Origin of the sequence: Paenibacillus sp. Soil522 (genome assembly GCF_001428245.1) — a bacterium.
Lineage (GTDB): Bacteria > Bacillota > Bacilli > Paenibacillales > Paenibacillaceae > Pristimantibacillus.
In genome coordinates, this window is record NZ_LMRV01000033.1 from 66941 (window position 1) to 80197 (window position 13257).

7 protein-coding genes and 1 pseudogene are annotated in these 13257 nt (G+C 48.6%); all 8 read left to right on the plus strand.

The features are described from left to right. Positions 1-87: 87 nt before the first annotated feature. The 8 genes and pseudogenes from ASG81_RS09135 (at position 88) to ASG81_RS09165 (ending at position 13240) form a co-directional block, all read left to right on the plus strand. On the plus strand, positions 88-1770 hold the full coding sequence (locus ASG81_RS09135; protein ID WP_056632267.1) for an extracellular solute-binding protein: 1683 nt from the start codon (positions 88-90) through the stop codon (positions 1768-1770). Positions 1771-1851: 81 nt separating this feature from the next. Next, positions 1852-2823 carry an ABC transporter permease gene (locus ASG81_RS09140; protein ID WP_056632270.1) on the plus strand — a complete coding sequence of 324 codons (972 nt, stop codon included), beginning with the start codon at positions 1852-1854 and terminating at the stop codon, positions 2821-2823. 13 nt (positions 2824-2836) lie between these two features. Beyond that, positions 2837-3760: a carbohydrate ABC transporter permease gene (locus tag ASG81_RS09145; protein ID WP_056632272.1), complete on the plus strand. Its 924-nt coding sequence runs from the start codon at positions 2837-2839 to the stop codon at positions 3758-3760. A 94-nt stretch (positions 3761-3854) separates the two neighbouring features. Beyond that, on the plus strand, positions 3855-4799 hold the full coding sequence (locus ASG81_RS09150) for a glycoside hydrolase family 43 protein (protein WP_056632275.1): 945 nt from the start codon (positions 3855-3857) through the stop codon (positions 4797-4799). Positions 4800-4843: 44 nt separating this feature from the next. Next, the gene (locus tag ASG81_RS09155) at positions 4844-7570 is read left to right on the plus strand and encodes a glycosyl hydrolase family 95 catalytic domain-containing protein (RefSeq protein WP_056632278.1); all 2727 of its coding nucleotides are present in this window, start codon (positions 4844-4846) and stop codon (positions 7568-7570) included. Between the two features lie 880 nt (positions 7571-8450). Beyond that, the gene (locus ASG81_RS09160; protein ID WP_442952844.1) at positions 8451-11105 is read left to right on the plus strand and encodes a discoidin domain-containing protein; all 2655 of its coding nucleotides are present in this window, start codon (positions 8451-8453) and stop codon (positions 11103-11105) included. Beyond that, a pseudogene (locus ASG81_RS33880) lies at positions 11078-11245 on the plus strand (LamG-like jellyroll fold domain-containing protein); the annotation flags it as partial. The gene ASG81_RS09160 and the pseudogene ASG81_RS33880, both read left to right, overlap by 28 nt. 12 nt (positions 11246-11257) lie before the next feature. After that, entirely contained in the window at positions 11258-13240 is a 1983-nt protein-coding gene (locus ASG81_RS09165) for a LamG-like jellyroll fold domain-containing protein (RefSeq protein ID WP_442952845.1), read from the plus strand. Positions 13241-13257 lie beyond the last annotated feature (17 nt).

The following is a 13257-nucleotide window of genomic DNA, read 5'->3' on the forward strand; positions in this document are numbered from 1 at the left end:
AAAAAACTTAAGCATATGGATGTCCAGGTGTACGGGGTAAGATGAGGGTGTCTCAACCAACATACATTACAGGGGTGAACAGCAAGTATGAAGAAGTTGAAAATGCTTACAGTATTGGCCTTGGCGGGCGTCATAGCTCTATCGGGCTGCAGTTCCGGTAATAAGGTCGAAAACACACCACAGGAATCAGCAACCGCAACGAATTCGACAGAGCCGGTAAAACCGGAGAAGGTTACCTGGTTTTCGGATGCAGGCTACTGGAATCCGCCATCGCCATGGAACACCGATCCAAACACCGTACAAGGAGTTATTACACAGAAGACCGGACTTACGTTTGACTTTAACATTCCGGCGCAAGAAGGAGGCACGAAGCTCAGCTTGATGCTGGCGACTTCGGGTGATCTTCCGGATGTCATGACGGTCACGGACACTGCTTTGGTCAAGAAGTTGATTGATGCGGATAAAGTCTGGGATTTGGATGAGTTTCTGAAGAAGTACAATCCTTCTTCGACGTTGCTAAAGAGTATTCCGCAAGACATGAAACAGGCGATGATCACACGTGACGGCGGTTGGTATGCGTTTCCGAGCCATCTAGACTCGGCTGACGCAAGAGAAATGTACCCTCCCTCAGGCGGATTTTATTCCGACGGAGCCAAATTCCGCAATAACAATGCGGTAATTTTAAATGAACAACTCATGGAACAGGCTGGCATATCCGTTGAGGATATCAAGACGGAGGACGATTTACTTGCGGCTTTCGAAAAAGTTAAGGGTATGAAGGTTGAGGGAGCGGATGTCATTCCACTGCTAGTCAGTGGTAAAGGTTACCAAGGTGCTACACTCGCTACGCTTCAGGATCATTTTGGCGCTATGCCGGTGGACAAGGCTGGCAATTACCGTGATATCATTTTTGCTCCGGAAACGAAACATGCGCTGGATTTCATGTTCAAGGCGGCTCAAGAAGGCTACTTTGATGCGGGTCAAATGACCTTGGATGATGGGGGTATAAAGGCGGCTGCTTTATCTGGTCGAGTATTATGCTTTATCGGGAGTACGCCGTCTACCTCTGTTGCCGATGCTAATAATGGTTTGACTTGGGTGTCGCCTGGTCCGATCCTGTCTAACCAGAACACGAAGCCCGTTACAGGACGGTATTTAAAGGCTGGGACTGGCTGGATGCAGACTTTAATTTCCAAATCGGCTTCACATCCGGAGCGCATTGCGAAGTGGCTTGATTTTATGACCAGCCATGAAGGATTGCTGCTCCACTATTACGGGTTCGAAGGCAAGGGATACAACATCGAGGACGGTGTCGCTGTCCAAACCGAGCTAGGACAGCAAGAATCTAAGGATTACGCGCAAACGGGAGTATTTGCTTTCTGGCCTTTCCATAATATTGCTTGGCATGACCATGCGACAGCTCCTCCTACAACTTTGAACGGCGTAGACGGTCTGATGGCCATGCAGTTGCAGACGGCAGCTGGGAAAAAATCGGTTATATTTGATACTGCGCCGTTAAGCATGCCACCCGATTTCATTCCGGCCGATAGTAAAATGGCGAGCAATCAGGCGCAAATCAAGACGTATAAGGAGGCCCAAATTTCCAAGATTATATTGGCAAAGGATGAGGCCGCATCTAACAAATTGTACGACGAGATGATCAGCAAGATCAAGGATCTCGGTCAGACTGAAATTGATGCCAAAATGAACGAGCAATTCCATAAACAGCAAAAAGAGTATGGTGTAACGGTTGTAGGAATCAATTCGTAATCAATGAATCAATAGATAGTGCCAAAGTGGCAAAAGCTTTGGCACTATCCCATTTAATGGGCTGGAGGGAGAGACATACAGATGAAAACGGTTACTGTGAGCGCCGGATTGGATAGAGTTAAAAAAAGAAAAGCTCATGTTCTGGGGCACGATCTGCGAACTCAGCTGGAATTGAAGGTTATGCTTTGGCCGGCAATTCTCTTAATTTTTATATTTAATTTTTTTCCATTATTCGGTCTGATTATGGCATTTAAGCAATACGATCCATTTAGCGGCATTAAAGGTATATTTACTAGTCAATGGAATAATTTCGAGAATTTCACGATTGTTTTTGAAAGTTTTCAATTTTGGCCCATGGTGAAGAATACGATCGGAATCAACCTGATCGGCTCATTAGTGGGATTGCCGGCAACCCTTTTCTTCGCTTTACTGCTGAGTGAGATTACGAGCCAAAAGTTCAAGTCGTTCATTCAAACGATCACTTATCTGCCTCATTTTCTATCATGGGTTATCTACGGCGGGTTGTTTATTACCTTGCTGAATCCCCAAGGCGGCATTGTCAATTATTTGCTGACGGAGCTCCATCTCGTAGAGAAGCCGATTCAATTTCTTGGCGATCCGAGTTACTTCTGGGGGATTGCGATCGGGACAGGTCTCCTGAAAGAATTAGGCTGGGGAGCGATATTGTATTTGGCTGCAATCGCCGGCGTCGATCAATCCTTATACGAGGCTGCCGCTATTGACGGAGCGGGGCGGTTCAAGAGAATGTGGCACATCACGATCCCAAGTATTACGCCGACGGTTATGATCTTGATTATTTTCTCCGTAAGCGGCATGCTGAACAACAACTTTACCCAAATCTTCGTTTTTCAAAATACGCTCAACTTGGAGGCAAGCCAGGTCATTGATACGTATTTGTATCAAACGGGGCTTCTGGATTTCCAATTTGCGAGGGCGACGGCAATTGGCTTGCTCAAGTCGGTGCTTGCGCTGGCGTTGTTGGTCGGAGCCAACTATGCATCTAAAAAATTGACAAAATCGGGCTTATTCTAAGGAGGCGAGCATAATGATTCGAGGCAAGTCTCTAGGGGAACGCGCGTTCAATATATCGAATATCGTGTTTATGATCATCCTGATGTTTGTAACCATCTATCCGTTTTGGTATGCGGTGATCAGTTCCTTGAATGGGGGGGCGGATCTGATGCGGGGTTCTATATTTCTTTGGCCCCGGCAGTTTACATGGGCAAGCTGGCAGACCGTTATGGCGGATGACGGACTGATGAAGGCAGCATGGGTTACCGCCTCGCGGACCATCATCGTTACTGTGGTGTCAATCCTGTACACGGCTATGTTCGCCTATGCTTTTTCCCGGCCTTATTTAAAGGGAAAGAAATGGTATGCGATTATCGGATTTACCAGCATGTATTTTAGCGGCGGATTAATTCCTTCCTTTTTGCTGATCAATTGGTTGGGGCTGTACGATAACTATTGGGTCTATATTATCCCTTCGCTGTTTGGCGGTTTCTGGAATGTAATCATTCTTAACGCAAATTACAAGGCGATACCCGACTCACTGTTCGAATCGGCCAAAATGGACGGGTCCAGTGAATTCAGGATCTTTTTCCAAATCGTCTTGCCCCTGTCGAAGCCGGTTTTAGCCGCATTATCCGTTTTCACAGCAGTAGGCGTATGGAATGACTATGGAACAACATTGTACTTCACGCAATCCAGTGATTTGCAAACGGTGCAGTATTTGATTTTGAAATTGCTGCAGACGAGTAGCGCGGCGGAAAAGATGTCTTCTTCAGCCGTGCTCACGAATCCGGCAGTGGCCGATTTGCTGAACGCCGCTAAAGGTTCAGGATTGGTGACTGCGAAGACGATTGAACTGGCTGCAATGGTTATTGCATCGATTCCTATGCTTATCTTGTACCCCTTCGCGCAACGGTTTTTCACCAAAGGCGTTCTGCTCGGGTCGGTGAAAGGATAATATGGCATGTCAGCTGCAATCAAGGTCGAACCGGATCAAGCTGCGCCTGGAAACCTGGCAGCAAAAACTACATTAGACTGGATTGAGGGATAATATGACCCTTAGGGAAAGATATACCGGCTATCTGTTCGTCTATTTTACCGACGATGAGGGCCAAGGCGGCGAGGAAATCTATTTCGCTTTAAGCAAGGGGAACGATCCGCTGCATTGGCAGGAACTGAATGGCGGTAAGCCTGTTCTTCTCTCACAACTGGGAGAAAAGGGCGTGCGCGATCCGTTCATCATCAGGTCGCCTCATGGAGACAAGTTCTTCTTGCTGGGAACGGATCTCAAGGCGCACGGAGGAGGAGGGGATTGGTCTCGCGCCGTAAACGAAGGCAGCCGATCCATCCTGATATGGGAATCGCAGGATCTGATACACTGGTCCGAGCAGAGGATGGTTGAAATCGCGCCTCCGGATGCGGGCTGCGCCTGGGCCCCAGAAGCGATCTACGATGCCGATTCGGAGCAATATTTCGTTTATTGGGCCTCCATGCTTGGAGATAAGGAAGCGGAAGGCGGCAAAGAGCGTTATCATCGTATGATGGTGGCCAGAACTAACGATTTTGTGAATTTTTCGGAGCCAGAGGTCTTTATCGACTACGGGATTTCCGTTATTGATACGACGATGATTCAAGAAGGTAGAAAGATATATCGCTTCTCCAAGAAAGAAGATCTCTCCACTGTGTTCCAGGAGTCGGGGAATTCGTTCCTTGCTCCGAGCTTTACCCCGATCCGTGAAAATATCGGGCAGGAATGGATGAAACGCGGCGAAGGTCCGATCGTGTTTAAATCCAATGAGGAAGACAAATGGTATCTATTTGTCGATGAGTATGGTTTAAGAGGCTATATTCCGTTGGTAACGACGGATCTGGATTCGGGCGTATGGACGAAACCTGCGGAATTTTCGTTGCCGGTCAAGCCGCGTCATGGGTCTGTATTGCCGGTTACACGCTCCGAATACCAAAGGTTGCTTTCTGAATATGGCAGAGATGATTAATGCCATAGTGACCGGAATTACGATTAGAAATGGAGAATAGCCGAATGACAAAAGTGTCGGAATGCAATCGCATATATAGGTTAGGAAATTACGCCAATACCTATTCAGAGGTGCCAGCCTCAAATCCCGGACGCGCGTGGCGTGACGGCATGGTTAGCGGAAACGGCGAGAACGGGTATGTCGCGTCGGGATCGCCGTATTCGGACACCTTTATTTTTCAAAATATGTGGTTCAACTATCCGTCACGAGATCCGAGAGTCATTCCGGAGGAATTAACGGGGCAGCTTGAGGATGCCAGACGGAATGTTTTTCATCTGAATGATCAATGGAAGATTACGTTTCCGGATGGCTCAACGAGGATGAGAACCTTTTTTTATAGCTACCACCCGGGACATCAGCTCAGATTAAGCGTAACCGATAAGGGAACCGTGTCCGATTATACAAGATGGACGAATTATGAGACGGCGGAAACCGGTGTGCGTTATACCGATGAATGGGGCGAGTGGAGCCGAACCTCGTTTACATCCCGAGAAGACAATGTGTCGATTACGAAGATCGAACAATCCTCTGCGGGGGCAAAGATCAACATGATCATCTCCATCGACGACATTTCAGGCATGTACAAAGCGCGGGATGGCATGTACTTGTCCGAGCTATCGGCGCTCCAATACAAAAAGCTGGTGGATCCGAATGCGGACTATATTGCACAGGTTGCGCATTACCCGTCTTATCTGGGCAGTGAACTGATTGATGGCGGATACGCCGGTCTGACGCAGGTCATTGCTGTTAACGGAACCAAGAAGAGAGTGCTGCTCGCAGATACGAATGAACCGATGAATGTCGGAACGGAGCAGAATCCTGGGATTCAAGTGATCGACGCTGACGCGGTCTATTTCATCACGCAATCGAATCGAACATTCGATATGGGCAAAATCGACGATTTCGCCGGCATGACGCGATACGCTATCGTTGACAGTCTGTTTCAGAGTTCGAATGCAGTTGCAGAAAAATATAAAGACGCCGCCGGTCTATTCGATTACAACGCTGCACTCGCGCCTCACGCACTCAAGCATGCCGCAGAATTTAACGCCGTACGTTTTACACTGAAAGGCGACGAGGATTTCAAGAGCGCAGACAATGAAACGCTAATCAACGCGCAACAGGAATCAAAATCCAAAATCCATCATGCTTTTATGGAGCAGGTGTATAACCAAGGACGATATGCCTTGATTTGCTGCAGCGGTTCAAGCGCGCCGCGGTTGTATGGCATGTGGACCGGGGAGTGGAATCCCGGCTGGCGCGGGATCTATACCCTCGACGCCAACGTGAATTTGCAGGTTTCTCCCATGAATACAGGTCATCTCTCACAGGCTCAGCTCGGATATATCACTTTCTTCTTGAGGAATACGCCTGACTTCGAATACAATGCGCGAATAGCCTACGGGATGCATGATGCGCTGCAGGTGTCGGTCAACTCGGACATCGACCGCGCAATGCATGTGGAATACGACAACGACTATCCGTTTCAATACTGGAATGCTGGGGCCAGCTGGTGTCTGCTTCCCATCTTCGAATATTGGCAGTGTTACGGCAATCGGCAGATTCCGATCAACGATTACATGAGAATCCATGCACTGAAGTCCATTCTCAGCGTAAAAGACGGGGGGCTGACGGATGAACAATTCGATCGGTTGATCGAAAAGGGCCATTTGGATTTGGAGAAGGATATTTTGCTTCCGCTGCTGACCAAGCAGGCTAATTTCTGGGAGCAGCTATGTACGCCGGAGTACTATACGGATCTAAACGGCAATGCGCGCTATGAGAAAGGCAAGACTACGCTGAATCCGGGCGAGAAATATCTGTTCATCCCCACCTATTCGCCGGAGAATAACCCGATCGGTTACAACAGCACGATTACGGCCAATGCCACGATGGATATTGCGGCGGCGCGGGATGGGCTGCATATGGTCATCGCCATGGAAAAAACGGTAAAACGCGATGGATATGAAGCCGCAGTAGCCAAATGGGAGGCATTGCTTACCCTGCTGCCGGATTACAAGGTTGACAAGGACGGCGCCTTGCGCGAATGGGCGATGCATGAATATAAGGAAAACAACAACCACCGCCATTTGAGCCATCTCTACCCGGCATGGCCCGCGTATGAAACGCAGAGCAATCTGGGGTTGACGAAAGCTTCGATTATCGCGGCCCAGAACAGAAATAAATACAATACATTGGACGCGACGGCGGGGCACGGCTGGATGCACAAGGCGCTCGTTTCCGCCAGATTAAAAAACGGCGAAGAGGTCGTCAATTCCCTACTGCCGATGATGACGGATGCCGGTTACTACACTTCCTTGATGACCGATCATGACACAAACAGAAGAAACGACACCTATTGCACGGATACCTTATTCGGCACGGTGGGAGCTGTAAATGAAGCGCTGCTTTTCTCGAATACCGGGGAAATCGAGGTTCTTCCGGCGCTGCCCGCCGAATGGAAAGCGGGATCTATTCACGGGCTAATGTCAAGAAGCCGGGCGGAGGTCAGAGAGTTATCCTGGAACCTGGCATCCAACATAGTAAGTGTTACATTAAAAACGGTTGCCGATCAAAATGGAATCAAATTAAGATCAGGTATTCCTTGGACAAAAGCAATGGTCAACGGAAAAGAAGCAACGGTGCTAGAGGATGGATTTGGCAACTATATTCACTTAATGCTGAATTCCGGTACAGACGTTACAGTCGAATTTACTTTACAGACAACATAAGGATGATTCATCCAGATTCCCGATCTATGAAATGACATTGAATCTCTTTGCGAAATACAGCCTGCTAATATTCCAACGGCGGGATTGTAGTTGAATTCTTCAATGTAATTTTGAATAAAAAAGATCCAGTCGAATCGTGGAAGGCCGTAGTCAAATCCTACGACGCCAAAGGGCTGCAGACAGCCATTACCGAAGTAAACGCTAAAGCGCAAGAAATGGGTATTAAATAGAACAAAACAGCACAGCATGGGATGTAACATTTCTCGCCCGGGATGTTACATCCCATCATTAACAGAAAAATGGAAGCGTTTTCATTGGAATTGGCAAAGGGCGTTACTTATGATGCATGGCATGCTATCCCAAAAAGTTGCTTTTGATTTGAATCATTAAAGCATTAATATTAATTGAAGGAGTTGAAAGTAAATTGAGAAATCTATTTGTTAACGGAAGTAAAATAAGATCCAGGCTGTTTGCTTTTCTGCTTGCATTTGCAATCGCTTTCATCCCAATGGCGGTAAACTTTCCGTCAAAAGTTGAGGCAGCTACGACATTAACGGTATATCCTGCACCAGCGGGTGTCCCCCTTAACACCGATTATACGGTGAAAGTACGGGAAACGGGCGGAGTCTGGCAGGATCTGGATGAGTATAGAAACACTGTCGGGTATCCTACGAAAACAAATGCTTCCTTTGTTTATTTCGATACGGACGGTCAGGTCGAGATGTCAGTGACCTATAACATCGGAACGATTACATCGTCTCGAATTCGTGGTTTGAACACGACGATCACCCCTAACATTAACGGCAATACGATGACATTTTCCATATCTGGTCCAATGAAGCTCTCTGTAGAAGTGAACGGGAATGTAAATAAGCATCTAATGATCTTTGCAAATCCATTGGAAGTCAATCCTCCAAGCCCTAGTGACCCGAATGTCATTTATCTTGGTCCCGGTCTTTATCAACAGGACTATACCGTGCCTAGTGGCAAGACGCTTTATGTCGCCGGTGGAGCGGTCATCCAAGGCTCCATTAATTTGAATAGTGCCACCAATGCCAAAGTTATAGGCCGTGGTGTACTTGATCGTCCTGCGGGAAGAGCCATATCCGTTGACAATTCGAACCAAATCACGATTGATGGGATCATCGTTAGTAATTACGGTAGTGCGGATGGAGGTGGTTGCGCTATAAATCTCGGAAATACATCCAATGTTCTAATCAATAACTTTAAAGCCTTTGGCGCTAATAAATGGGGGGATGGGATAGATACATTTGCCGCTACCAATATTACCATCAATGATTCATTTATACGCAGTCATGATGATTCGGTCGCGATCTATAATGCGCGCGCTAATGGCGGAAATGTCTGGTATGGCGATACCAAAAATATTACGTTAACGAACTCTATTCTGATGCCCGATCTTGCTCGTCCAATCAATATGGGTACTCATGGTTTTACATGGGCGCCTGGCGGCGGGCAAACAATAGAAAATGTTACTTTCTCCAATCTGGACCTCTGGATATACAATGGTGGACAGCGGATACAGTTCATTTCCGCTGATGGCAATCTGATCCAGAATGTTAACTTCAATGACATTCGGATCGATGATACCAGAGAAGGCCGATTTTTAGTTATGAGTGTCAAGAAATGGGATTATGGCCATGGTCGTGGAATTAACAATGTTCATTTCAAGAATTTCAAGAATGTCTCCTATACCGGCAGTGGTTTAGGCACCAATCCGATTGAAGGCTACGATTCCACCCGTATGATTCAAAATATAACATTTGAAAATTTAAAAATGAACGGAACGGTCATTACGAATGCCGCTCAAGGGAATTTTACTACGAACGGCTATACCAGCAACATTAACTTTATTGCTTCCGGAGATCCTGTACCCGAAGCAATGCCGCAATTTCCATCGCCGGCTCCAATCAATCTGGCGTTGAACAGGCCCGCCAGTGCATCTAGTTCGCAAGGAGCTGATCCGGTTTCGAGAGGAAACGACGGCAGTACCTCGACCCGTTGGAGTGCGAATGATGGAAATACTGGTCATTGGTGGACGGTGGACCTGGGCGCAAGCAAGGATATTACCCTGGGAACCCAGGTGATGTGGGAACAGATCGGCAAAGCCTATCAATACAAGATTGAAACATCCAATGACAATGTCAATTGGACCTTAAAGGTTGACAAGACCAATAATACCAGCACGGACCAAATCCAGAACGATATCTTTAAGGGTACTGGCCGGTATGTCAGAATTACCGTGACCGGACTTCCAACTGGTGCTTGGGCCAGCTTCTTCGATTTTAAGGTGCTTGGAGAAACAGCGAATCTGGCTGAGAACAAGGCCGCTAGTTCGGATAGCACACTTACAGGAATTCCAGTTTCTAGAGCAGTCGACGGTAACTCTATAACTCGTTGGATTGCTGCTGATGGAGCTGCTGGTCATTGGGTGAAAGTCGACCTTGGCAAAATCAAGAATATTACATATGGAACCCAGGTAAGCTTTGAAAAGAGCGGTGTCGCATACCAGTATAAGATCGAAACATCAAAGGACAATACCAATTGGACCTTGAAGGTTGACAAGACCAATAATGCCAGTACGGAACAGGTTCAAACCGACTACTTTACGGATTCTGCCCGGTATGTCAGACTAACCGTCACCGGAGTTCCAAGCGGAATCAGTGCCAGCTTCTACGATTTCAAAGTATTTGGAGACCCTGTCAATCTGGCACTTGGCAAGCCCGCAAGTACGGATAGTTCTGAGCCGGCCAACCCTGCTGACAGTGGGAACGACATCAGCACTTCGACACGCTGGAGTGCCAATGATGGACTCACCGGTCACTGGTGGACGGTAGACCTTGGCTCAAGCAAGTATATTACAGGCGGTACCCAAGTGATGTGGGAGCAGCCTAACGCCTATTATTCCTATAAGATCGAAACATCGAATGATAATGTCAACTGGACCGTGAGAGTTGATAAGGGCGGCAATGGTAATAATGTCCAAGTCCAAAGCGATCGCTTTGTTGCAACCGCCCGGTATGTCAGGATTACCGTGTCCGGCCTGCCAAGCGGGGCAAAAGCCAGCTTCTACGATTTCAAGGTATTCGGAGAGACTGGCGATACCATGACCGTAGCGCACCTGCCGTTTGACGAGACAAATGGAACGACGGCTATCGATTCGACCGGCAACGGCTGGCACGGCACATTGGTTGGCGGCGCGAGTCGGGTGGCCGGCAAATACGGCAACGCCGTGAGTTTGAATGGAACGAACCAATACGTCGCGCTTCCATCCGGCGTCGTTTCCGGCGATTCCGCCATTACCGTAACGGCTTTGGTATATCTGAATTCGGCGAGCAACGGGACTCAGATCTTCAACTTCGGTTCCGGTACGAACACCTACATGTACCTGACGCCAAAGAACGCGGATAACAGCAAAATCCGTTTTGGAATTACAACCAGCGGCAATACCCACGAGCAAGACATCGACGGGACGGCGCCGCTGACAACGGGCGTATGGCATCATGTGCTGTAACCCTGAACGGATCAACGGGAACGCTCTATGTCGATGGCCAGCAGGTAGGCAGCAATACCGGTATGACTATTAAACCATCCGACCTTGGCGTCACGACACAGAATTGGATCGGACGCTCGCAAAATTCCAGCGATCCATATCTCGACGGACTGGTGGACGACTTCCGCATCTATAATACGGCGTTGCCGGCTGCAGAAATCATCATCGCCCCCAATGAAACGGTGGAGCTTACAGCAACACAAGCGATTACGTATCAGGTAAAAGCAACGAATCCGACGGGGGCGACGTTGATATACAGCGCTGCCAAGCTTCCTTCGGGCGCGTCGTTCGATACGGCAGCGGGCATCTTCACTTGGACTCCGACTCCAACGAATTACGGAGACAATTATGTCACCTTTACAGTAAGCAACGGATTGTATGAGGTCAGTCAAACGGTCGATTTTAAAGTTAACCTCAATATCCTGCCGCCTAATAACTATACCAAGGGCAGCTACTACTTGTATCAGCAGGAAGTGGAGCGGTTTCTGGCGGCGATCGCTTTGCCGGATGCCGATAAAACGGCGCTTGCCGCTGATCTGGCTAAAGCCGAAGGCTTGCTTGTTCGCGTCCCGCTGTCGGTTTATTCGTTTGAAGGCAATGCAAACAATTCCTTCGGGACGACAAGCGGTACTGTCTCGGGAACCGCATCTTACATGACAGGGAAAATCGGGCAAGCGATCAGCCTGAACGGTACGGACAGCTACGTGACGCTGCCGACGGCACATCCTTTGTTCACTTACAACGAGATTACCCTGGCAACCTGGGTGTACTGGAAGGGAAGCAGCCAGTGGCAGCGAATCTTCGACTTCGGCAACAACACAAGCCAATATCTGTTCCTTACGCCGAGATCGGGCAGCAATACGCTGCGGTTCGCGATCAAGAACGGCGGCGGCGAACAAATCGTGGAAACGTCGCAGCTTGCCGCGAATCAATGGGCGCATGTAGCGGTGACGCTCGGTGGCGGTACGGCGAAGCTGTATGTCAACGGTGAACTGAAGGCGACCAAAACCGGCATTACGATCAAGCCAAGCGATTTTAAACCAAGCAAAAATTACATCGGCAAGAGCCAATGGCCTGATCCGCTGTTTAACGGAATGATTGACGAATTCCGCATCTATGATCACTCCTTAACCGATGACGAGATTAAAGCTGTCTACAATAATACGGCGGAGTGGATCGACAAGACGTTGCTTCCGGTATTACTGGAACAAGCCGGGGGAATCGATACCGAGCTTTACACAGAGGAGAGCGTACAAGCTCTTCAGGCGGAAGTAACCAATGCGCAAGCGGTATACGGCAAAGCAGCTGCAACACAGGCTGAGATCGATGCGGCATCCGATGAACTGCTTGCGGCACTCAAAGGCCTGCAGTGGAAGGATATCACTACGTCTGTAGATCCTGCAGCATCAAGCGGCAAGAACGGTTGGTATACATCGCCGGTAACCGTTACATTGTCCCCTGCGAAAATCGCCGAATACAGTCTGGACGGCGGGGTCACCTGGTCAGTCTACAGCGCGCCTGTCACCCTGGACCAAGAGGGAACGCATCAGATTCAATACCGCCGTTCCGTCGATTCGGGTGAAGTGAAATCGCTGGAGATCAAGATCGATCTTACGGCGCCGGTGGCGCAAATAATAGGGGCGGCATCGTACACGATCGATCAGGATATCCTCATTACGTGCAGCGTGACCGATGTTATTTCGGGCGTTTACGGTTCGCCGTGCGATAAACCGCTGCTTCAGGCGAAGGCGTACAGCCTGGAGTCCGGTCGGCATAATGTGACGGTCACAGCGGAGGATATGGCGGGCCATCAAACGGCGGTTACGCATACGTTTACGGTAACCGTGACGTTTGACAGCTTGAAGGCAGTAACTACGGCATTCCTGAAGGCAACGAATGCCAAAGGATGGGATAAGGTCGCAGATTCCTTGAATAAACTGCTGGATCAGGCGAAAGCGAAGGCTGCTGTCGGCCAGACCGCTTCGGCAAAGGATATCATGGCCGACTATATTGGCCAAGTAACGGATCAAACCGGCAAATCGTTCGCCCAAGCACAAGTGGACATTCTGAACCGGTGGGCTAGAATCGTGATCTAGCTTAAACGGATTTTCGC

Excerpts from the sequence above, each read along its gene's own strand:
- ASG81_RS09135 (WP_056632267.1), top strand. The coding sequence starts at position 88 with ATGAAGAAGTTGAAAATGCTTACAGTATTGGCCTTGGCGGGCGTCATA.
- ASG81_RS09140 (WP_056632270.1), top strand. The coding sequence starts at position 1,852 with ATGAAAACGGTTACTGTGAGCGCCGGATTGGATAGAGTTAAAAAAAGA.
- ASG81_RS09145 (WP_056632272.1), top strand. The coding sequence starts at position 2,837 with ATGATTCGAGGCAAGTCTCTAGGGGAACGCGCGTTCAATATATCGAAT.
- ASG81_RS09150 (WP_056632275.1), top strand. The coding sequence starts at position 3,855 with ATGACCCTTAGGGAAAGATATACCGGCTATCTGTTCGTCTATTTTACC.
- ASG81_RS09155 (WP_056632278.1), top strand. The coding sequence starts at position 4,844 with ATGACAAAAGTGTCGGAATGCAATCGCATATATAGGTTAGGAAATTAC.
- ASG81_RS09160 (WP_442952844.1), top strand. The coding sequence starts at position 8,451 with ATGATCTTTGCAAATCCATTGGAAGTCAATCCTCCAAGCCCTAGTGAC.